This window comes from Arenimonas composti TR7-09 = DSM 18010 (assembly GCF_000426365.1).
Taxonomy (GTDB): Bacteria; Pseudomonadota; Gammaproteobacteria; order Xanthomonadales; family Xanthomonadaceae; genus Arenimonas; species Arenimonas composti.
In genome coordinates this window covers 21,366-42,025 of sequence record NZ_AUFF01000006.1, presented here as the reverse complement: position 1 = coordinate 42,025, position 20,660 = coordinate 21,366, and the positions used below count along the sequence as shown (strand labels likewise).

Sequence of the window (20,660 nt, the reverse complement as noted above, 5' to 3'; positions counted from 1 at the left end):
CGGCCAGGCCGGCGACGCCGGTCAGACTTCGCGGAGGACACCACGTTCCACGTGGAACCGGCGTTCGGGCTGCAGTGCCGGCGGAAGGGTACCGGCGTCGGTTGCAGTCAGGAGCACCTGGGCGCCGGAGGCCAGGATCGCGGTCAGCGCCTGCTCCTGGTGCGGGCGGTCGAGCTCGGAAGCCAGATCGTCCAGGCACACCAGCGGCCATTCGCCCCGGTCGTCGGCGAAGGCGCGTGCCTGGGCGAGCACGCAGGCGAGGGCGGTCAGCTTCTCCTGGCCACGTGACAGGGCCTCGCGCCCCGGCAGGGCCAGATAGTCGACCTGCCAGTCGGCGCGATGCGGCCCGACCGCGGTATGGCCGCTGGCGAGGTCGCGCTCGCGGGCCAGCAGCAGTGCGTCGGCCAGGCGCTGCTCCTCGCGGCGCCAGCCGGGCAGGAAACGCAAGCCGGCGGCACCGAGTTCAGGCAGGAACTCCGCGGCTGTCGCGACGAGCACGGGTTCGAGCCGGCGCAGGTAGCCGTCGCGCATCCGGGTCAGGGCCTCACCGGCTTCGGCCAGTTCGCGGTCCCAGGGATCGAGCGCCGACGGCGCCGGCTGGCGCTTCAGCAGCGCGTTCCGCTGTTTGAGTGCGCGGGCGTAGCGCCGCCACACCGGCAGAAACTCCGGTTCCACGTGGAACAAGGCCCAGTCGAGGAAGCGACGGCGGTTCTCGGCGCCGCCACCGATCAGCTCGTGGCTGCCGGGCTCGAAGGTCACGACGGCGATCTCGGCGCACAGCTCGGTCAGGCTGGGCGCGGGGGCTCCATCGATGCGCGCCTCCCAGCCCCCGCCGGTATGCCGCAGGCCGGCGCGGCGGGCGCGGGCACAGACGTCCTGCCATTCGGCGTACAGCTCCAGATGCGGCTGGCCACTGCGGATCAGGCCGTCGCGGACGCGGCCACGGAAGGAGCGGCCGTAGCCGAGCAGGTGCACGGCCTCGATCAGGCTGGTCTTGCCGGCGCCATTGCCGCCGGTCACCAGATTCAGGCCGGGAGCGGGGCAGAAGCGGACCTGTTCGAGGATCCGCAGGTGGGCGATGTCGAGACGGGTCAGCTGCATCGCGGCGAGCTTCGCCCAAAACGACGCCGCCCGGCGTGAACCGGGCGGCGGGGAAACGCGGAAACCGTTGCGGTCACAGGCGCAGCGGCATCACCACGTGGCGGCTGCGTTCATGGCTGCCCTCGCGGACCAGGGCCGACGAATTGGCGTCGCGGAGGTTGATGATCACCATGTCCTCGCGCAAGGCGCCGAGCGCGTCGAGCAGGTAGGTCACGTTGAAGCCGATGCCGAGGCCGTCGACGCGGGTTTCCGCCTCGACCTCTTCCTGGGCCTCTTCCTGTTCCGGGTTGTGGGCGACGATCTTCAGCTGGCCCGGGCTGATCTCCAGCTTCACGCCGCGGTATTTCTCGTTCGACAGGATCGCGGCGCGCTGCAGGGCGGCCCGCAGGGCCTCGCGGTCGACCTTCACTTCCTTGTCGGCGCCGATCGGAATCACCGCGTCGTAGTCGGGGAAGCGGCCGTCGATCAGCTTCGAGGTGAAGGTGACGTCCTCGCGGCGCATCCGCACGTGGTTGCGCCCGATCTCGAGCTCGATCTCGCGGTCGCCACCCTCGAGCAGGCGCTGCAGCTCGAGCACGCCCTTGCGCGGGACGATGATCTGCTTGCGGGTCTGGGCGCCGGCCGGCAGCGGCGCCTCGCAGAGCGCCAGGCGATGCCCATCGGTGGCGACGCAGCGCAGCGAGTCCTCGCGCAGGTCCAGCAGCAGGCCGTTGAGATAGTAGCGGACGTCCTGCTGCGCCATCGCGAACGCGGTGCGCTCGATCAGCTCCTTCAGGGCCCCTTCCTGCACCCGGATGCGCTCGACCGGTTCCACGTCCTCGACGGCCGGGAAGTCGTTGGCGGGCAGGGTGGCCAGGGTGAAGCGGCTGCGGCCGGCCTGGACGGTGACCTTCTCGCCGGACTGGCTGAGAGTGACCTTCGAGCCGTCGGGCAGGGCGCGGACGATTTCGAACAGCTTGCGCGCCGGAATCGTGGTTTCGCCGGGCTGGGCGTCGTCGACGTCGGCGCGGGCGACCATTTCGACTTCGAGGTCGGTGCCGGTCATCGACAGGCGGTTGCCGTCGACATTGACCAGCAGGTTCGCCAGCACCGGCAGCGTCTGCCGCCGCTCGACCACATTGACGACCTGCTGCAGCGGTTTGAGCAGTACTTCTCGCGTCAGGCTGAAACGCATGCGGGTCCCCAAGCTCCAGAAAGTGGATAGATCAAAAACTGGTGGCGGTAGAGTCCGGAATTTCCCGGGACAACTGGTCCAACCACTTGATTCGAAAGCAAAAAATCGACTCGTCCAAGCTGTGGGTGAAGCCCCCGTGACGGTGGGACAAGCTGTGGACAAATCCGGGCACCGGATTCGCTCCCCAACTTGTCCACAGCCCGCCCCCAGGAATCACTCGCTGAGCTTGCGCAGCAGCTTGTCCCAGTCCTCGCGCAGCCGGCCGTCGGTCTCGCGCAGTTCGCGCATGACCTTGCAGGCGTGCATCACGGTGGTGTGGTCGCGGCCACCGAAGGCATCGCCGATTTCGGGCAGGCTGTGCTCGGTCAGTTCCTTGCTGAGCGCCATCGCCATCTGCCGCGGCCGCGCCAGAGAACGCGTCCGCCGCTTCGACAACAGGTCCTGGATTCGCAGCTGATAGTAGTCTGCCACGGTCTTCTGGATGTTGCTGATCGACACCGCCTGCTGCTGGGCGCGCAGCAGGTCGCGCAGGGTCTCCTGCGCGAACTCGACGGTGATCGGCCTGGCCATGAAGTTCGAGCGCGCGGCCAGCGTGTTCAGCGCGCCCTCGAGGTCGCGCACGTTCGAGCGCATCCGCTTGGCCATCAGGTAGGCGACGTCGTCCGGCAGCGCGATGCCGCGCTCGATCGCCTTGGCGGCGATGATCGCGGCGCGGGTCTCGAAGTCCGGCGGCTCGATCGCCACGCTCAGGCCCCAGGTCAGCCGCGTCTTCAGCCGCGTCTCCAGGTTCTCGACCTCGCGCGGGTAGCGGTCGCAGGTCAGGATGATCTGCTGCTTGCCGTCGAACAGCGCATTGAAGGTGTGGAAGAACTCCTCCTGCGTGGTGTTCTTGCCGGCGAAGAACTGGATGTCGTCGATCAGCAGCGCGTCGACCTGCTGGAACTGCCGCTTGAACTGGTCCATCGAGCGTTCCTGCAGCGACTTCATCATCGCGCTGAAGAACTGCTCCGAGCGCAGGTAGAGCACGCGCATGCCGGGGTTGTTCTTCCGCATCAGGTTGCCGGCGGCGTACATCAGGTGGGTCTTGCCCAGGCCCGAGCCGCCGTATAGCAGCAGCGGGTTGTAGGCCTTGCCGGGGTTCTGCGCGACCTGCAGCGCGGCGGCGCGGCCGAGCTGGTTGCTGCGGCCCTCGACGAAGTTCTCGAAGGTGTAGTGCGGGTCCAGGTTGCCCGCGAACTCGACCACCGGCCGCGCCGCGGCAGTGGCCGGGCTCGCGACGGGCGCGTCCGGGCGGCGGATCGAGCCCACCGCGACCGCGACCGCCGCCGGGCCGCCGGCGAAATGCGCCACCAGCTCGCGGATCCGCGCCAGGTAGTGCTCGCGGACCCGGTCGACGACGAATTCGTTCGGGGCGTAGAGGGTCAGACCGTCGGCCAGGGCCTCGGCCTGCAGCGGTCGCAGCCAGGTGTGGACCTCGTCCGCCGGCAGTTCGGATTCGAGGCGTTCCAGGCAGCGCGGCCAGGCAGCATCCATGTTCAAAGTGGCATTCCAGCCCGCAGCGCTCGCGGACGGGCGCTGTGGATAAGTTTCGGGGACGGGCAGTCTAGCGCCGCCGCCCCGGGCCTGCCACGCGAATCCGGCTTGACCGCCCGCCGCCGCGACGGCTATAGTCGCCGGTCTTTCCGCCCAAGAATCCCTTGCCGCCATGGCCACCAAGCGCACCTACCAGCCCAGCAACCTCAAGCGCAAGCGCGACCACGGTTTCCGCGCCCGCATGAAGACCGCCGACGGCCGCAAGATCCTGGCGCGCCGCCGCGCCAAGGGTCGTGCCCGCCTCGCCGTCTGATTTCCCGGCGCCGGTTCGCCGGCGCCGACCGCGCGGGACGTGACCACGCCGCCGCCCGCCCCGGACCGCTCGTTCCCGCCCGCTGCGCGCCTGCGCAGCGCCGCCGAGTTCAAGGCGGTTTTCGACGGCGGCCGACGCTTCAACAGTCCGCAGCTCCGCCTGTTCGCCCTGCCCCGGGCCGAGGCTCCGCCCCGGCTCGGCGTCGCCGTGTCCAGAAAGGTCGACAAGCGCGCCGTCGGCCGCAACCGCATCAAGCGCGTGCTGCGCGACGCCTTCCGCCACGAACGCGCCGGCCTGCCGGGCGGCGACTACGTACTGATCGCCCAGCCGGGCAGCCGTACCCTGGAAAATGCCGAGCTGCGGGCCCAGTTCCTGCAATTGCTGGCACGGGTGCGGTCGTTGAAGGCCGTACCCCCGCCCGGCACAATGCCGGCCTCCCCGGAAGGCGTCGCCCCTCCGGCTCCCGAATCCTGACCGAGATCTCGCGCCGCCCGGCGTTTCGCCGCTGCCGCGCCGCCTGCCCATGAACCAGACCCGTACCTTCCTGTTGTTCGCGTGGATCGCCGTCGCCGTGCTGCTGTTCATGCGCTGGAACGAGCCGACCGCCGTCGTGCCCGCCGCCGACCCGACCGCCGCCGCGATCCCCGCGGATGCGCCGCCGGTCCTCGCCGACGACGGCTCCGCGCCGCCGACCGCGCCGAGCACCGGCCCGCTGCCGGAAGCCGCGCCGGCCCCGGTCGTGGTCGAGACGAACGCGCGGACGATCAGCGTCGCCTCCGACGTGCTCGACCTGCGCATCGACACCCGCGGCGGCACCCTGGTCGGCGCCGAGCTGCTGCAGTACCCGGTGAAGAAGGAAACCCCGGACGTCCGCGTGCAGCTGCTGAGCGGCCAGCCGCGTACCTGGTCGGTCGCGCACAGCGGCCTGGCCGCGGTCGGCGGCGGCGCTGCCCCGACCCACGAGGCGCTGTTCCAGGTCGAAGGCGGCCAGACCGCGTTCCGTCTCGCCGACGGTGCCGACAGCCTCGAGGTGCCGCTGCTGTGGACCGACCCGGCCACCGGCCTGAGCGTGCGCAAGGTGTTCGTGCTGAGCCGCGGCTCCTACGCGGTCACCGTCCGCCACGAGATCGCCAACCGCGGCGCCGCGCCGTGGCGCGGCTTCGGCTACACCCAGCTGCAGCGGGCCATCCAGGGCTCGGGCGGCTACAGCTTCACCAATCCCGAGACCTACAGCTTCGTCGGCGCCGCCTGGTACGACCCGATCGAGAAGTTCGAGAAGGTCAAGACCGAGGACCTGATCGACGACGGCGCGCTGAGCCGCGACGCCACCGGCGGCTGGATCGGCATGCTGCAGCACCACTTCGCGGTGGCCTGGATCCCGGCGACCGACGAGCCGCAGAAGTTCACGATGCAGGCGCTCGCCGGCAACCAGCGCTACCAGGTGCGCGGCATCGGCGCCGCGTTCGAGGTCGCGCCGGGTTCCGAGCTCACCCGCGAGGTGCGGATCTGGGTCGGCCCGAAACTGCAGGAGCAGATGCAGCAGATCGCCCCGGGCCTGAACAAGACGCTGGACTACGGCATCTTCACCTTCATCGCCCAGCCGATGTTCGACTACGTGCTGTCGCCGCTGCACAAGCTGACCGGCAACTGGGGCTGGGCGATCATCCTGACCGTGGTGATCATCAAGCTGGCGCTGCTGTGGGTCAGCGCCAAGCAGTACAAGAGCGCGGCGCGCATGCGCGCGATCCAGCCGCGGCTCGAGGCGCTGAAGGAACGTTACGGCGACGACCGCAACAAGTACGCGCAGGCGCAGATGGAGCTGTTCCGCAAGGAGAAGATCAATCCGCTCGGCGGCTGCGTGCCGATCCTGGTGACCTTCCCGATCTTCATCGCGCTCTATTACATGCTGCTCGAGAGCGTCGAGATGCGGCAGGCGCCGTGGATCGGCTGGATCCAGAACCTGACCGCGCCCGACCCGTACTACGTGCTGCCGGCGCTGAACCTCGCGGTGATGTACCTCACCCAGAAGATGACGCCGATGCCGGGCATGGACCCGATGCAGAAGAAGATGATGACCTTCATGCCGCTGGCGTTCGGCGTCGTGATGGCTTTCTTCCCGGCCGGCCTGGTGCTGTACTGGTGCACCAACGGCCTGCTCGGCCTGCTGCAGCAGTGGATCATGACGCGGCGCTACGGCGGCGCCACGCCGGCGAAGGCCGCCGCGAAGTAAGCCGCGACCGCCGGCGATGTCGGACCGCGACACCATCGCCGCGATCGCCACCGCCGCCGGCGCCGCCGGCGTCGGCATCGTCCGCCTCAGCGGCCCGGCCTGCCCGGGCATCGCCGCCGTCCTGCTGGGGCGGCCGCCGCGGCCGCGGCATGCGCACTGGGCGCGCTTTCGCGACGGCGACGGCGAGGTCATCGACGACGGCTTGCTGCTGTTCTTCCCGGCGCCGCATTCGTATACCGGCGAGGACGTGCTCGAACTGCAGGGCCACGGCAGCCCGGTGCTGCTTGCGCAGCTGCTGCGCCGCTGCCTGCAGCTCGGTGCGCGGCCGGCGCGGCCGGGCGAATTCACCGAACGCGCCTTCCTCGAGGGCCGGCTGGACCTGGCCCAGGCCGAGGCGGTCGCCGACCTGATTGCCGCCGGCAGCGAGGCCGCGGCACGCGCCGCCCGCCGCTCGCTCGACGGCGTGTTCTCGCGCCGGGTCGAGGCCCTCGTCGAGGCGCTGACCGCGCTGCGCGTCTGGATCGAGGCGGCGCTGGATTTCCCCGAAGAGGAAGTCGACTTCCTCGCCGCCCCGGAACTGCGCGAGCGGCTCGCCACCCTGCGCGCCGAACTCGCCGCGCTGCATGCCGGGGCCGAACGCGGCAAGCGCCTGGTCGACGGCCTCCACGTGGTGATCGCCGGCGCCCCGAATGCCGGCAAGTCCTCGCTGCTCAACGCGCTGGCCGGGGAGGACCGCGCGATCGTCACCGCAGTGGCCGGCACGACGCGCGACCTGCTGCGCGAGCGCATCGCCGTCGACGGCATCGAACTGACCCTGGTCGACACCGCCGGCCTGCGTGACACCCCCGAGGAGGTCGAGGCCGAGGGCATCCGCCGCGCCCGCGCCGAGCTGCAGCGCGCCGACCTGGTGCTGGCGGTGCTCGACGACAGCCTGGCCGCACCGGTCGCCGACGGCGACCTCGCGCTACCGACCGGCTTGCCGGTGCTGTGGCTGCACAACAAGTGCGATCTCAGCGGCGTCGCACCGCACGCGGAACCCCGCGACGACGGCGAGCACCTGTGGCTGTCGGCGCGCGCCGGCGCCGGCCTGGACCTTTTGCGGGCGCGCCTGCGCCAGGCCGCCGGCCTGGGCGAGGGCAGTGACGGCAGCTTCAGTGCCCGCGCCCGCCATCTCGACGCGCTGGCCCGTACCGGCGCGCGTCTGGCCGCCGCCGCCGGCCACCTCGCGGCAGGTTCCGGCGAGCTGGCGGCGGAGGAACTGCGGCTGGCCCAGGACACCCTCGGCGAGATCACCGGCAGGGTCGATGCCGACGCCCTGCTGGGCCGCATCTTCGCCAGCTTCTGCATCGGCAAGTAAGTGTGTCGGACGTCGCAGCCGAGACGGCATCTGCTTGACAATACGGCCAAGTCCTAGTGTGCTGAAGGTCATGCATCGTTTACCCAGGGGAAAACCATGAATGCGTCGCTCGCTGCACCGAAACGGGTCCTCGGCTGGGCCATCGTCCTGGGCCTGGGACTGGGCCTGACTGCCTGCGGTGGCGGCGACGAGCCGGCTGCCGACGGCGATAGTGCGCCCGCGGCCGCCGCCCCGGCGGGTCCGAGCGCCGAGGAAATCGCTGCCCGTGAAGCGGCCGCCGCAGCCGCCGCCGCCCTCGACGCGCTGAGCCCGGAAGAGCTGCGCGAGCGCGGCAACCAGGCCCTGCGCGAGCAGCGTCTGTACGCCCCGGCCGGCGACAACGCGATGGAGTACTTCCTGAAGCTGCGGTCGCGCAGCGCGACCCCGGACGCCTCGGCCGAGAGCGCCCTGATCGACCTGATGCCCTACGCGATCATCGCCGCCGAACAGGCGATCAACCGCGAGGACTTCATCGAGGCCGAGCGTCTGCGCACCCTGATCGAGAACACCGACCCGCAGGCGCCGGCGCTGCCGCGCATCAAGGACTCGATCGCCAAGGGTCAGGCCGCCGCCGCCGACCGCGTCGCCCAGGAAGCCGCCCGCGAGGAGCAGCGCCGCCGCGACGCCGAAGCCGCCGCCGCCCGCGCCGCTGCCGAAGCCGCCGCTGCGGCCGCCGCCCCCGCCACCCCGGCGCCGGCGCCCACTCCGGAACCGACCCCGGCCCCGACGCCCGAGCCGACCCCGGCGCCGGTGACGCCGCCGCCGGCGACCGTCGCTACCCCGACGCCGCCGCCGGCTCCGGCCGCGACCCCGGCCCCGCGCCGCACGACCCCGGTCGGCGTGCGCACCCCGCAGCCGGAGTACCCGCGTTCGGCGATCCGCGCGGGCATCACCGGCGAGGTCACCGTCGAAATCAGCATCGCCGCCAACGGCAGCGTCACCGACGTCCGCGTGATCCGCGCGCAGCCGCGCGGCGAGTTCGAGCGCGGCGTCATCAACACCGTCAAGGGCTGGCAGTTCGAGCCGATGGACGCGCCGGCGACGATGCAGCGCACTTTCACTTTCCGGCCGTAAGGCGAGGAACGAGAAACGAGGAACGAGGAACGAGTGGTTCGCCGCGAACCTGTGGCTCCACCACTTTCTCCCCCTCTGAAAGCAAAGAGCCCGGCCTAGGCCGGGCTCTTTGTTTTTCGCGCGAAGCGCGGGCCCTCACTCGTTCCTCGTTCCTCGTTTCTCGAAAGAGGAGGAACGAGTGAGTGGGCCGCCGCGCCGCCTCCTCAAGCGGAGACGGCGAGCTGCTCCCGGTGATAAATGCGCACCGCGAGCATCACCAGCAGCACCGCCAGCGCCAGGGTCGAGCCGAAACTGAGGGCGAAGCGCAGCAGCTCGACGGTCTCGCCGCGGGCGATCTCCATCACCAGCACGTTCTGCGACAGCAGCGGCACCGCCGACATCCACAGTTCGCCGCGCATCGGGTTCATCATCAGCACCAGCGACGGCAGCATCGGCAGCAGCATCAGCAGTGACAGGTAGGTCTGCGCCTCGCGGTAGCTCTTCGCGTAGGCGGCGACGATCGTCTGCAGCGCCGCGAAGCACATCACCAGCGGCACCATCAGCAGGGCCGCGCGCAGGATCAGGCCCGGCCCGAAGTCGACGTTCATGCCGAGCCTGTCGAGCGGGATGAACGGGAACGCGAGCGCGAACGCGACCAGGCTCAGCAACATGCTCGTCATCGCGAAACCGAAGGTCGCGCCGAGCTTGCCGAGCACGATCTGCGCGCGCGTCGCCGGGCTCGCCAGCAGCGGCTCCAGCGACTGCCGCTCGCGTTCGCCGGCGGTGGTGTCGATCGCCAGGTACATGCCGCCGAGGAAGGCGCCGATCACCAGCAGGTAGGGCAGGAAGCTCAGCAGCTGGCCGGCGCGCTGCTGGCGGCTGGCGATGTCGCGGTCGGCGACGACGAGCGGCCGCAGCAGCGCCGGATGCAGGCCACGCGCGGCGATGCGCAGCGCGGTGGTCTGCCTCCCGTAGGCCTCGAGCAGTCCGTCGATCCGTGCGACCGGCGCCCGCGCCTTCTGGTCGGAGCTGTCGAACAGCAGCTCGAGCTGCGCGGTCTCGCCGCGGCGCCAGTGCGTCGCGAAATCCGCCGGGATCAGCAGCACCATCATCGCGTCGCCGCCGCGCACGGCGGCCTCGGCGTCGGACGGTGGATCCTTCACGCTGACGCCCTGGCCGCGCAGCCAGTCGACCAGGTTCGGCGCGTGCTCCGCACCGATCACCGGCAGCTCGAGCGGCTTCTCGGCGCTGGTGATCTGCAGGCTGATCATGAACTTCATCATCATGATGAAGACGACCGGGCCCAGCAGCGGGCCGAGCACCAGCGCGTTGAACACCGTCTTGCGGTCGCGCAGGTTCTCGATCACTTCCTTCCAGAAAACGGTGCGTGCGGCGCTCATGCCATCAGTCCTTCTTCGGTGCCGATCGCCTTGACGAAGGCGTCCTCGAGATTCGCCTCGCCGGTCATCGCGCGCAGTTCGTCGGCACTGCCCTCGGCGACGACGCGGCCGCGGGCGATGATGACGATGTGGTCACAGAGCGCGGCGACCTCCTGCATGATGTGGCTCGAGAACAGCACGCAGCGGCCCTCGTCGCGCAGCTGGTGCAGGAAGCGGCGCATCGCCCGCGTCGCCATCACGTCCAGGCCATTGGTCGGCTCGTCCAGGATCACGTTGCGCGGGTCGTGCACCAGTGCGCGCGCGATCGCCGTCTTGACGCGCTGGCCCTGCGAGAAACCCTCGGTGCGGCGGTCGATGATGTCGTCCATCTCCAGCGCCTTCGCCAGCACCGCGATGCGCGCGTCGATCGTCGCCTCGTCGAGCCCGTGCAGGCGGCCGAAGTAGCGGATGTTCTCGCGGCCGGTCAGGCGCTTGTACAGGCCGCGGGCGTCGGGCAGCACGCCGAGGCGGCGACGCACGCCGGTCGGGTCGACCGCGGCATCGATACCGTCGACGAGCACCTGCCCGCGATCCGGCCGCATCAGCGTGTAGAGCATGCGCAGCGTCGTCGTCTTGCCGGCGCCGTTCGGGCCGAGCAGGCCGGTGATGCGGCCGTCGGCGGCGCGGAAGCCGACGTCGTCGACGGCGGTGACCTTGCCGAAGGCCTTGTGCAGGTCGCGGACTACGATCATGGCGCGGCTCCGTTGTAGTCGAGGAAGAACGGCAGCGGTCGCAGCGCGTCCAGGCAGGCGGTTTCCAGCGCCGCCGGATCCAGGCCCTCGACGAACTCCGCCGCCAGGCGCGGCGTGCAGCCGCGGTTGAGCAGGATGTGGCCCTGGCCCGGACCGACCAGGTGGCGCGCCTTGCCGAGATGCGCGAGCACCTGCTCGCCGTAACGCGGCGGCGTCACCGGGTCGAACTCGCCCGACAGCAGCAGCACCGGAATGTCGGTGCGCAGCGGCGCGTTGAAGTCCGGTGACACCGGCCCCTTCGGCCAGACCGCACACTGGTTGGCGGTGACGCCGACGATCGAATTGCCGAGGATCAGCGCGGCATCGTCGGCGCGGTCACCGAGCCGGTGTGCGTCTTCGGCGCAGATCACCGACAGCTGCATGCCGTGGTTGATCTGCCCGGCCAGCGAGTCGAAGACCAGCGAGGCCTGCGCGACCAGCGACTCCGGCCGCCCCTTCGCGGCCTCGTCGAGCAGAAGCGGCAGCAGGGCCGCCGTCTCGGGCGCATAGGCGAACAGGCGCGCGATCGTCACCACCGCCGCCTCGTCCAGGCGCAGGTCGCGCGGGCGATGGCTGAGCGGATCGCGCACACTCACCGGCAGCGGCTGGGCGCGCGCGCGGTCGCGCAGCGTGTACAGGGTCGCGTAGGGATCGCCGAAGGCCTCGGTGCAGCCGGTCTGCTGCGCGCAGCGGGCGAGGATCCCCTTCAGCGCGGCCTCCAGGTTCACCGCGTGCTCGCTGCCGAGCGCGAGCTCGGCCGGCACCACGCCGTCGAGGATGATGCTGCGCACCGCCTGCGGAAAACGGCGCGCGTATTCCTGGGCGACGCGGGTGCCGTAGGAACCGCCGTAGAGATTGAGCTGCGGCGCGCCGATCGCCTGCCGCACCGCTTCGATGTCGCGCACCGCGACCGACGTGGTGTACATCGCGACGTCCGTGTCGGCGAAACCGGCGAGGCAGTCGCGCGCCATCCGAACCTGCACGTCCGCGACCTCGCTGTCGGCTGCGAAGTCTTCGGGCATCGCGCAGGCGAGCCGGTTCGAGCCGCCGGTGCCGCGCTGGTCGACGAAGATGACGTGCCGCTTCTCGAGAATGCGCGCGAAACCCGCGGCGATGTTCGCCCAGCTCTCGGTCGCCGCCTGGCCGGGGCCGCCGGCGAAGAAGATCACCGGGTCCGGCCGCGGCTCGGCCGCACGGGAGGCGGCCATCGCGATCTTCAGGGTGATGCGGCGGCCATCGGGCTGGTCCGGATTCTCCGGCACCTCGAGCGTCGCGCACTCGGCGCGCACGGTGGCGCCGCTCCCGGCCTGCGCGAGCTCGCATTCGCTGAATTCCAGGCTGCCCCAGGTGCGGGCCTGCGCCGGCACGGCGGCCAGCGCGAGCCCGAGGGCGAGCGGCAACAACAACGGCTTCATGTCGGACTCCCATCGCCGAAAGCGGCGCACAGGATGACAGACGGGACCGCCGCCGCGAATGTGACGAACGCGAAGCCTTCTACTTGCTCGAGACGTATTTCTCGCGGCGGATGTGCGGCACCGCCAGGCCGGCGCCCTTCAGGGACTCGAACACCGCGTCGACCATGTTCGGGTTGCCGCAGAGGTAGGCGATGTCGGTGGCGGCGTCCGGCGCGAACTCGACCAGTGCGTCCTGGACGTAGCCGCGGCGCATGTCGGCGTGGAAGGCCGGGTGGCCGGGTGCCGGCAGTTCGCGGCTGAAGCAGGGCACGAAGCGGAAGCCCGGGTGGGCCGCGGCGAAGGCGCGGAAATCGTCGCCGTAGAGCAGTTCGGCCGGGGTGCGGCAGCCGAACAGCAGCACGACCTCGACGCCGCGGCCGGCCATCATCTCCGCGAGCTGCGGCAGCATCGCCCGGTACGGGGTCACGCCGGTGCCGGTGCCGACCAGCAGGTAGCGGCGGTTGGCGTCGGCCGGCATCAGGCAGAAGCGGCCGTAGGGGCCGCTGGCCATGATCTGCTGGCCCTCGTCGAGCGCCGCGAACAGCGCCGTCGCGGCGCCGCCGGGCACGTAGCTGACGGCGATCTCGATGGTTTCCCCGGGGCCGAGGGCGTGGTCGTGCATCGTCGCCAGCGAATAGCTGCGCTTGGTCGGGGTGCCGTCGGCGTAGTTGAAGTGCACCTGGATGAACTGGCCGGGGACGAAATCCAGCGGCTTGCCGTCGTCGCGGCTGAACTCGAGGTGGCGCACCGTCGGCGCGAGCATGCGGCTGCCCTGCAGCTTCAGCGGGAAATGGACGATGGCCAAGGCGGCTCCGGGTCGGGAAACACTGTCCCGTCGGACCGGCCGGGCCGGCGACGGAAGGGCCGCTATGATACGGCCCGTCGTCGCAGCGCGCAGGTTCGCCGACCGGGCCGAACCGCCATCACGCGCCGCGCCAGGTTTTCCAGGAGTTCCATGACCACCGTTCCCGCGCTGGAGATCCGCGATCTCCGCAAGACCTACGCGACCGGCGTCGAGGCCCTGAAGGGCATCTCGCTGAGCGTCGCCCCCGGCGATTTCTACGCCCTGCTCGGCCCCAACGGCGCCGGCAAGTCGACCCTGATCGGCATCGTCAGCTCGCTGGCCAACAAGAGCGCCGGCGAGGTGAAGGTGTTCGGCGTCGACCTGCACGCCCAGCGCTCGCAGGCGATGCGCCTGATCGGCCTGGTGCCGCAGGAAATCAACTTCAACATGTTCGAGACGCCGTTCGACATCCTGGTGAACTACGCCGGGTTCTACGGCATCCCGCGTGCCGAGGCCGTCGTGCGCGCGAACCAGGAACTGGCGCGGGCGCAGCTTTCGGAGAAGGCGAAGACGATGTCGCGAACGCTGTCGGGTGGCATGAAGCGCCGGCTGATGATCGCCCGCGCGATGATGACCCGGCCGAAGCTGCTGATCCTCGACGAGCCCACCGCCGGCGTCGACATCGAGATCCGCCGCGGCATGTGGAAGACGCTGAAGGAAGTGAACGCCGCCGGCACCACGGTGATCCTCACCACGCATTACCTCGAGGAAGCCGAGAGCCTGTGCCGCAACCTGGCGATCATCGACCGCGGCCGCATCATCGAGCAGGGGCCGATGAAGGCGCTGCTCGCCAAGCTCGACGTCGAGGGCTTCCTGTTCGACGTCGACGGCGCCCTGCCGGCGACGCTGCCGGACATCCCCGGCGCCACCCTCGTCGCCACCGACGACCACACGCTCGACCTGGAGATGCCGCGCGAGATGGACCTCAACCGCGTGTTCGCGGCACTCGCCGGCGCCGGCATCCGCGTGCGCTCGATGAGGACGAAGTCGAACCGGCTCGAGGAGCTGTTCGTGCGCCTGACCGGCCAGCCGGAAGCCGCCGCGGCGTCGGAGAAGCGGGCATGAGCGCGCATCCGAACCTGGTCGCGATCCGCACGATCGCCCGCCGCGAGGTCTCGCGCATCCTGCGCATCTGGGCGCAGACGCTGGTGCCGCCGGCGATCACGATGACGCTGTACTTCCTGATCTTCGGCACGCTCATCGGCAGCCGCATCGGGCCGATGGACGGCATCTCCTACATGGAGTTCATCGTCCCGGGCCTGGTGATGATGGCGGTGATCCAGAACGCGTACGGCAACATCTCGTCGTCGTTCTTCGGCGCGAAGTTCGGCCGCCACGTCGAGGAGCTGCTGGTCAGCCCGATGCCGAACTGGGTGATCCTCGGCGGCTACGTCGCCGGCGGCGTGTTGCGCGGGGTGATGGTCGGCGCGATCGTGCTGTGCATCGCGACCCTGTTCGTGCGCGTCGCGATCCCGCATCCGCTGGTCACGTTCACGACCGTGCTGCTCGGCGCGACGATCTTCTCGCTGGCCGGCTTCGTGAATGCGGTCTATGCGAAGAAGTTCGACGATATCGCCTTGGTGCCGACCTTCATCCTGACCCCGCTCACGTATCTGGGCGGCGTGTTCTATTCGGTGACGCTGCTGCCGGGCTGGGCCGAATCGGCGACGCGCCTGAACCCGATCTTCTACATGGTCAACGCCTTCCGCTACGGCCTGCTCGGCACCAGCGACGTGCCGGTCGGGACCGCGTATGCGCTGATGCTGGCCTTCGTGATCGTGCTGGGCGGCGTCGGCCTGTACCTGCTCAAGCGCGGCGTCGGCCTCCGCAGCTGACCCCCTCCCCCCTGTAGGAGCGCCTTCAGGCGCGATGCCCTTCTTCCTACGCACCGCGCAGGAAAGCATCGCGCCTGAAGGCGCTCCTACGGTGGCGCGGTGAGGGGCATCGCGCCTGAAGGCGCTCCTACGGTTCCGACGGTTCCGACCGTTGCGTCGGCAGCGGCAGGCGGAAGAAGCTGCGCGCGGTCGCGGTGGTGGCGGCGGCCGTGACCTCGACCGCCTCGCCGCGGTCCTTCGCGAGCTCCTCGACGATATGCGGCAGGAAGGCCGGCTCGTTGCGGCGGTCCTTCGGCATCGGCCGCAGCGTGCGCGGCAGCAGGTAGGGCGCGTCGGTCTCGACCATCAGCCGGTGCGCCGGGATGTCCTTCACGAACTCGCGCAGATGCTGGCCGCGGCGCTCGTCGCAGAGCCAGCCGGTGATGCCGATGTGCCAGTCGTGGTCCAGGCACTCGAAGCACTCGGCCTTCGTTCCGGTGAAGCAGTGCACGACGGCGGGGCCGATGCGGCCCTCGAACTGGCGCAGGATCGCGACGAAATCCGCGTGCGCGTCGCGCTGGTGCAGGAACAGCGGTTTGCCGCATTCGACCGCGAGTTCGAGCTGGCGTTCGAAGGCGCGGCGCTGCGCCGGCCGCGGCGAGAAGTCGCGGAAGTAGTCGAGGCCGCATTCGCCCACCGCCACCACCTCGGGTTCGCGCAGCAGCGCGCGCAGCTCGTTCTCGCCCTCGGCGGTGACCTCGGTGGCGTGGTGCGGGTGCACGCCGGCGGTCGCGAACAGCAGGCCGGGATGCGCGCGGGCGAGTTCCAGCGCCTTCGGCGAGCCCTCGCGGCTGGCACCGGTGGCGACCATCTGCACGACCCCGGCGGTGCGGGCACGCGCCAGCATCGCGTCGAAATCGTGGGCGAAGGATTCGTGGCCCAGGTTGGCGCCGATATCGATGAGTTCCATCCCCCCATTGTAGGAGCGCCTTCAGGCGCGATGCCCTGCTTCCTGCGCGCAGCGCAGGAAAGCATCGCGCCTGAAGGCGCTCCTACAATGGGGGGATGACGCAGTTCCCGATCGCCGCCCTGCTGCCGAAGGTGCTCGACAGCCTGGCGACGCATTCGCGCCTCGTGCTCGAAGCGCCGCCCGGCGCCGGCAAGACCACCCAGGTACCGCTGGCCCTGCTCGATGCGGCCTGGCGCGGCGACGGCCGCATCCTGATGCTGGAGCCGCGCCGGGTCGCGGCGCGCGCGGCGGCCGGCTTCATGGCGCGCCAGCTCGGCGAGCCGGTCGGCGAGACCGTCGGCTACCGCATCCGCTTCGAGGCGAAGGTGTCGGCGCGCACGCGGGTCGAGGTGGTCACCGAAGGCATCCTGAGCCGGATGATCCAGGACGACCCGCTGCTCGACGGTGTCGCCGCGGTGATCTTCGACGAGTTCCACGAACGCCATCTCTCCGGCGACCTCGGGCTGGCGCTGGCGCTGGACGTGCAGGCGCAACTGCGCGAGGACCTGCGCCTCGTGGTGATGTCGGCGACCCTGGACGGGGAACGCCTCGCGAGCTTCCTCGATGCAGCGCGGCTGAGCAGCGCCGGGCGCAGTTTCCCGGTCGAGATCGCGCATTTCGCGGGGCGCCGCGACGAAGCCGCCACCGTGCAGCTGCGCCGCTGCATCGAACACGCGCTGTCCTCGCATCCCGGCGACCTGCTGGCGTTCCTGCCCGGCCAGCGCGAGATCGCCGAGGCGAGTGCGCAGCTGCAGGAACGCCTGCAGTCCTCGGCGGGCGAGGGCGGGCAGCCGGCAGACGTCGTCGTCCTGCCGCTGCACGGCGAACTGCCGGTCGAGGCGCAGCAGGCGGCGCTGCAGCCGGATCCGCAGGGTCGCCGCCGCATCGTGCTGGCGACCAATGTCGCCGAATCCTCGGTGACCCTGCCCGGCGTGCGCGTGGTGATCGACAGCGGCCTGGCGCGCGAACCGCGCTACGACCCGAATTCGGGTTTCTCGCGGCTGGAGACGGTCGCCATCTCACAGGCCTCGGCCGACCAGCGCGCCGGCCGCGCCGGTCGTGTCGCCGAGGGCTGGGCGTATCGGCTGTGGCCGGCCTCGCTGCGGCTGGAGCCGAACCGCACGCCGGAAATCGCCCAGGTCGAACTCGCGGGGCTGGCGCTGGAACTGGCGGCCTGGGGCAGTCGCGACCTGCGCTTCCCGGATCCGCCGCCGGCGGGGGCACTCGCGGCCGCCGACGAACTGCTGCGCCGGCTCGGCGCGCTCGACCGCGACGGCCGCATCACCGCGTTCGGCCGCCGCCTGCTCGCGCTGGGTACGCATCCGCGGCTGGCGGCGATGCTCTGCGCGCCGAGGGCGCCAGCCGATGTCGCCCTCGCCGGCGACCTCGCCGCCCTGCTGGAAGCGCGCGATCCCCTGCGCGAACGCAGCGACGGCCTCGCCGCCCGCTGGCAGGCGCTGGCCGCCTTCCGCGCCGGACGCGCGCCCGGCCATGCCCACCGCGGCGCGCTCGCGGCGATCGACCAGGCCGCGAAGCAGTGGCGCCGCCGCCTGCGCTGCGACGCCGCGCCACCGGTCGACGTGCCGGCGCACCGGCTCGGCGACCTGCTCGCGCACGCCTTCCCCGACCGCATCGCCCGCCAGCATCCCGGCGACCCGCGCCGCTACCAGCTCGCCAACGGCCGCATGGCGCGCATCCACGACGACAGCGCGGTATTCGGCGAACCCTGGATCGTCGCGGTCGAGCTGCGCTTCGAGGCGAAGGATTCGCTGGTGATGCGTGCGGCGCCGGTCGACGAGGCGGTGCTCGAGCGCGACTTCGCCGCCGGCTGGTTCGAGGGCGACGTGGTGCGCTGGGATCCGCAGGCCCGCGGGCTGGTCGCGCGGCGCGAACGCCGCTTCGAACGCATCGTCGTCGACAGCCGCCCGGCTGGTCGGCCGGATCCGGCGGCGGCCGCGCAGGCGCTCACCGATGCGGTCGGCGAACTCGGGCTGGCGTCGCTGCCGTGGACGGAAGCCCTGCAGCAGTGGCGCGAACGCGTGCGCTGCCTGCGCGACTGGATGCCGGAGCTGGGCCTGCCCGACTTCTCGGACGACGCCCTGCTCGCCGCCCGCGACACCTGGCTGAAGCCGGCCTTCGCCGGCAAGACGCGGCTGGACGCCCTTTCCGAAGAGGAGTTCGGAGACGCGCTGCGCTCGCTGCTGGACTGGTCCCTGCGCCAGCAGCTCGACCGCCTGGCGCCGCGGCGGATCGCGGTGCCGTCAGGCCTCGAGCGCGGCATCGACTACCGGCACGGCGCCGCGCCGGTGCTGGCGGTGAAGCTGCAGGAACTGTTCGGCCTCGCCGATACCCCGCGCATCGCCGACGGCCGGGTGCCGCTGACCCTGCACCTGCTGTCGCCGGGCGGTAAACCGCTGCAGGTCACCGCCGACCTGCGCAGCTTCTGGAGCAACACCTATCCGGAAGTGCGCCGGGAGATGAAGGGACGGTACCCGCGGCATCCGTGGCCGGAGGATCCCTGGACGGCGGTGGCGACGCACCGGGCGAAGCCGCGGGGGACGTAGAAACCGGGGTCGGAGTACTTTCCGCACCAGCGACCCCGGTTTCACGGATTGCAGTAGGCTGGTGTCGCAGTCTGCTGTCCCCGATTGGACCACGCCCCGGAGAATCCGCGATGAGCAAGACGAAGGAACTGGTGTCGACCGCGCTGACCAAGTTGAACGAAGGCGGCGAGATCGCGAAGAAGGCCTGGAAGAATTCCGACCTGGCGAGCAAGGCCAGCGCCGTCGTCGGTGCCGGGGCGGCCGTCGCCGCGGTGAAGAAGGGCGGCACCGCCGCCGTGCGCACCGTCCGCAAGCACCCGGTCGGCGCCGCGGTCACCGCCGCCGCGCTCGCCGCGGTCGGTGGCGCCGTCTATCTGGTCAACAAGCGCAAGAAGGACGGCGGTGCCGCGCCGGCGAAGAAGACCTCGCGCAACGTCGTCGCGAAGAAGGCCACCGCCACGGCGAAGTCGACCGGCGCCGCCGCGAAGAAGTCGCCGGCGAAGAAGACCACGCGCAAGGCCGCGAGCAAGACCAGTTCGTAGTTCGTACGAGGTAGGAGGTAGTCGCGGTGAGCGGCTACCTCCTCGCGCGAAGCGCGCGCTTTCCTACCTCGTACCTCGTACGAACTACGAACTACCAACGCGCAGACCGAGCGGCCAGCGCACCTCGCGCCCCATCTCAGGCGCGCCCCAGGCGGCCGCGAAGTCCGCTTCCATCGCGCTCACCGCGTCGACGCCCGTCGCCGCCAGGTGGCGCTGGCTCGCCGACCAGCTGCGCAGGTAGGCCAGGTATTGCGGTAGCGTCCAGCGCTGCACCATCGCGAACGCCGGTGTGGTGACTTCCGCGAACGGGAAGGGCAGTTCGCGATAGCCGTTCTCGACATGCCGCCGCTCCGGCGGCCAGTACGGCCCGAGCGGGCCGTCGTACAGGCGGTCGAACACCGCATCCACCGCCGCATCGACCCGCGAGATGCCGTAAGTCCACAGCGCCACCACCCCGCCGGGGCGCAGCACCCGGCGGAATTCGGCGATCGCGCGCGGATGATCGAACCAGTGCCAGGCCTGCGCGACGGTGACGAGGTCGGCGCTGGCGTCCGCCAGCGAACTCGTTTCGCCCGGCTCCACCGCCCAGTGGATGCGCGGATGCGCCGGTGCCGCGGCGATCTGCGCCGCACTCGCGTCGGTGGCATGCACGTGGTCGAAGCGGTCGGCCAGTGCCAGGCTCGCCTGGCCATTGCCGCAGCCGGCATCCCAGGCCAGGGTCCGCGACGGGCATTGCGCCGCCAGCCAGTCGAACAGTTCATCGGGATAGGTCGGCCGCGCTGCCGCGTAGATCGCCGCGTGGCCGGAGAAATGATCCTTGAAGCCCATCGCCGGCCGGCCCCGCCTACTGCACCAGTTCGCGCCAGTGGCCGGGGGCGAGGCCTTCGAGCCGGTGCGGCCCGACCGCGATCCGCACCAGGCGCAGCGTCGGCAGTCCGACCGCCGCGGTCATCCGCCGCACCTGGCGGTTGCGGCCCTCGGTGATCGTCATCTCGATCCAGCTCTCGGGCACCGACTTGCGGAAACGCACCGGCGGATCCCGCGGCCACAGCCAGTCGGGCTGGCCGATCAGGCGCTGAACCTTCGCCGGCCGCGTCGGCCCGTCCGCGAGGGTGACGCCGGCGCGCAATGCCGCCAGCTGTTCCTCGTCCGCATCGCCCTCGACCTGGACCAGATAGGTTTTCGGCCAGTGGAACTTCGGCGAGCTGATGCGGGCGATCAGCGGGCCGTCGTCGCTGAGCAGCAGCAGGCCTTCGGAATCCTGGTCCAGGCGGCCGGCCGCATAGACGCCCGGCGGCAGCTCGAAACCGGCGAGCGTCGGCCGCGGCGGCACCGTCTTGTCGGTGAACTGGCACAACACGCCGAAGGGCTTGTTGAAGGCGATCAGCATGGGTCGAGTGTACGCCCGTGGGAAACTGGCTGCCGTCGTTTCGATTCCAGCCACCGCCCGCCGCCCGCCACGGCGCGGCGCCCGCCCAGGACGT

Annotated in this window: 19 protein-coding genes; 9 read left to right on the top strand and 10 right to left on the bottom strand. The window is 70.9% G+C overall.

Features of this window, described 5'->3' with window-relative positions:
- Positions 1 to 21: 21 nt before the first annotated feature.
- The 3 genes from recF to dnaA form a co-directional block, all read right to left on the bottom strand.
- Positions 22 to 1,101: a DNA replication/repair protein RecF gene (gene recF / locus K311_RS0109470; protein WP_026817106.1), complete on the bottom strand. Its 1,080-nt coding sequence runs from the start codon at positions 1,099 to 1,101 to the stop codon at positions 22 to 24.
- A 73-nt stretch (positions 1,102 to 1,174) separates the two neighbouring features.
- Positions 1,175 to 2,275, bottom strand: a complete 1,101-nt coding sequence (gene dnaN, locus K311_RS0109465) for a DNA polymerase III subunit beta (protein WP_026817105.1) — start codon at positions 2,273 to 2,275, stop codon at positions 1,175 to 1,177.
- Between the two features lie 213 nt (positions 2,276 to 2,488).
- Positions 2,489 to 3,808: a chromosomal replication initiator protein DnaA gene (gene dnaA, locus K311_RS0109460; RefSeq protein ID WP_026817104.1), complete on the bottom strand. Its 1,320-nt coding sequence runs from the start codon at positions 3,806 to 3,808 to the stop codon at positions 2,489 to 2,491.
- Positions 3,809 to 3,980: 172 nt separating this feature from the next.
- On the opposite strand from dnaA, the gene rpmH reads away from it, so the two are divergent.
- The 5 genes from rpmH (at position 3,981) to K311_RS0109435 (ending at position 8,821) form a co-directional block, all read left to right on the top strand.
- Positions 3,981 to 4,121, top strand: a complete 141-nt coding sequence (rpmH, locus tag K311_RS0109455) for a 50S ribosomal protein L34 (protein ID WP_026817103.1) — start codon at positions 3,981 to 3,983, stop codon at positions 4,119 to 4,121.
- A gap of 39 nt (positions 4,122 to 4,160) precedes the next feature.
- Positions 4,161 to 4,595 carry a ribonuclease P protein component gene (gene rnpA / locus K311_RS0109450; RefSeq protein ID WP_026817102.1) on the top strand — a complete coding sequence of 145 codons (435 nt, stop codon included), beginning with the start codon at positions 4,161 to 4,163 and terminating at the stop codon, positions 4,593 to 4,595.
- A gap of 49 nt (positions 4,596 to 4,644) precedes the next feature.
- The gene (yidC, locus tag K311_RS0109445; RefSeq protein ID WP_026817101.1) at positions 4,645 to 6,351 is read left to right on the top strand and encodes a membrane protein insertase YidC; all 1,707 of its coding nucleotides are present in this window, start codon (positions 4,645 to 4,647) and stop codon (positions 6,349 to 6,351) included.
- Between the two features lie 16 nt (positions 6,352 to 6,367).
- Entirely contained in the window at positions 6,368 to 7,708 is a 1,341-nt protein-coding gene (gene mnmE, locus K311_RS0109440; protein WP_026817100.1) for a tRNA uridine-5-carboxymethylaminomethyl(34) synthesis GTPase MnmE, read from the top strand.
- A gap of 96 nt (positions 7,709 to 7,804) precedes the next feature.
- Positions 7,805 to 8,821, top strand: coding sequence for an energy transducer TonB (locus K311_RS0109435; RefSeq protein WP_026817099.1), 1,017 nt, complete (start codon positions 7,805 to 7,807; stop codon positions 8,819 to 8,821).
- Between the two features lie 203 nt (positions 8,822 to 9,024).
- Here K311_RS0109435 and K311_RS0109430 read toward each other — a convergent pair whose 3' ends face one another.
- The 4 genes from K311_RS0109430 to K311_RS0109415 form a co-directional block, all read right to left on the bottom strand.
- Positions 9,025 to 10,200 (bottom strand): ABC transporter permease, encoded by a 1,176-nt coding sequence (locus tag K311_RS0109430; RefSeq protein ID WP_026817098.1) that lies wholly within the window; start codon positions 10,198 to 10,200, stop codon positions 9,025 to 9,027.
- Entirely contained in the window at positions 10,197 to 10,931 is a 735-nt protein-coding gene (locus tag K311_RS0109425; protein ID WP_026817097.1) for an ABC transporter ATP-binding protein, read from the bottom strand. The genes K311_RS0109430 and K311_RS0109425 overlap by 4 nt, the downstream gene beginning before the upstream one ends.
- Positions 10,928 to 12,385 (bottom strand): alpha/beta hydrolase, encoded by a 1,458-nt coding sequence (locus tag K311_RS0109420; protein ID WP_026817096.1) that lies wholly within the window; start codon positions 12,383 to 12,385, stop codon positions 10,928 to 10,930. Before K311_RS0109420 ends, K311_RS0109425 begins: the two co-directional genes overlap by 4 nt.
- A gap of 79 nt (positions 12,386 to 12,464) precedes the next feature.
- Positions 12,465 to 13,229, bottom strand: a complete 765-nt coding sequence (locus K311_RS0109415) for a ferredoxin--NADP reductase (RefSeq protein WP_281168217.1) — start codon at positions 13,227 to 13,229, stop codon at positions 12,465 to 12,467.
- A gap of 150 nt (positions 13,230 to 13,379) precedes the next feature.
- Between K311_RS0109415 and K311_RS0109410 the strand changes: the two genes are divergently transcribed.
- Both K311_RS0109410 and K311_RS0109405 read left to right on the top strand, forming a co-directional pair.
- Positions 13,380 to 14,333: an ABC transporter ATP-binding protein gene (locus tag K311_RS0109410; RefSeq protein WP_026817094.1), complete on the top strand. Its 954-nt coding sequence runs from the start codon at positions 13,380 to 13,382 to the stop codon at positions 14,331 to 14,333.
- Positions 14,330 to 15,103 (top strand): ABC transporter permease, encoded by a 774-nt coding sequence (locus tag K311_RS0109405; RefSeq protein ID WP_026817093.1) that lies wholly within the window; start codon positions 14,330 to 14,332, stop codon positions 15,101 to 15,103. Before K311_RS0109410 ends, K311_RS0109405 begins: the two co-directional genes overlap by 4 nt.
- 127 nt (positions 15,104 to 15,230) lie before the next feature.
- Here the strand turns inward: K311_RS0109405 and K311_RS0109400 are convergent, their stop codons facing one another.
- Positions 15,231 to 16,052 carry a TatD family hydrolase gene (locus K311_RS0109400; protein ID WP_026817092.1) on the bottom strand — a complete coding sequence of 274 codons (822 nt, stop codon included), beginning with the start codon at positions 16,050 to 16,052 and terminating at the stop codon, positions 15,231 to 15,233.
- A 95-nt stretch (positions 16,053 to 16,147) separates the two neighbouring features.
- Between K311_RS0109400 and hrpB the strand changes: the two genes are divergently transcribed.
- Together hrpB and K311_RS16310 are read left to right on the top strand one after the other, a co-directional pair.
- Positions 16,148 to 18,655 (top strand): ATP-dependent helicase HrpB, encoded by a 2,508-nt coding sequence (gene hrpB, locus K311_RS0109395; protein ID WP_026817091.1) that lies wholly within the window; start codon positions 16,148 to 16,150, stop codon positions 18,653 to 18,655.
- 110 nt (positions 18,656 to 18,765) lie between these two features.
- Positions 18,766 to 19,176: a hypothetical protein gene (locus K311_RS16310; protein WP_051239879.1), complete on the top strand. Its 411-nt coding sequence runs from the start codon at positions 18,766 to 18,768 to the stop codon at positions 19,174 to 19,176.
- Positions 19,177 to 19,260: 84 nt separating this feature from the next.
- Here K311_RS16310 and K311_RS0109385 read toward each other — a convergent pair whose 3' ends face one another.
- The gene (locus K311_RS0109385) at positions 19,261 to 20,004 is read right to left on the bottom strand and encodes a class I SAM-dependent methyltransferase (RefSeq protein ID WP_026817090.1); all 744 of its coding nucleotides are present in this window, start codon (positions 20,002 to 20,004) and stop codon (positions 19,261 to 19,263) included.
- A 16-nt stretch (positions 20,005 to 20,020) separates the two neighbouring features.
- Entirely contained in the window at positions 20,021 to 20,566 is a 546-nt protein-coding gene (locus tag K311_RS0109380; RefSeq protein WP_026817089.1) for a pseudouridine synthase, read from the bottom strand.
- Positions 20,567 to 20,660: the final 94 nt, after the last annotated feature.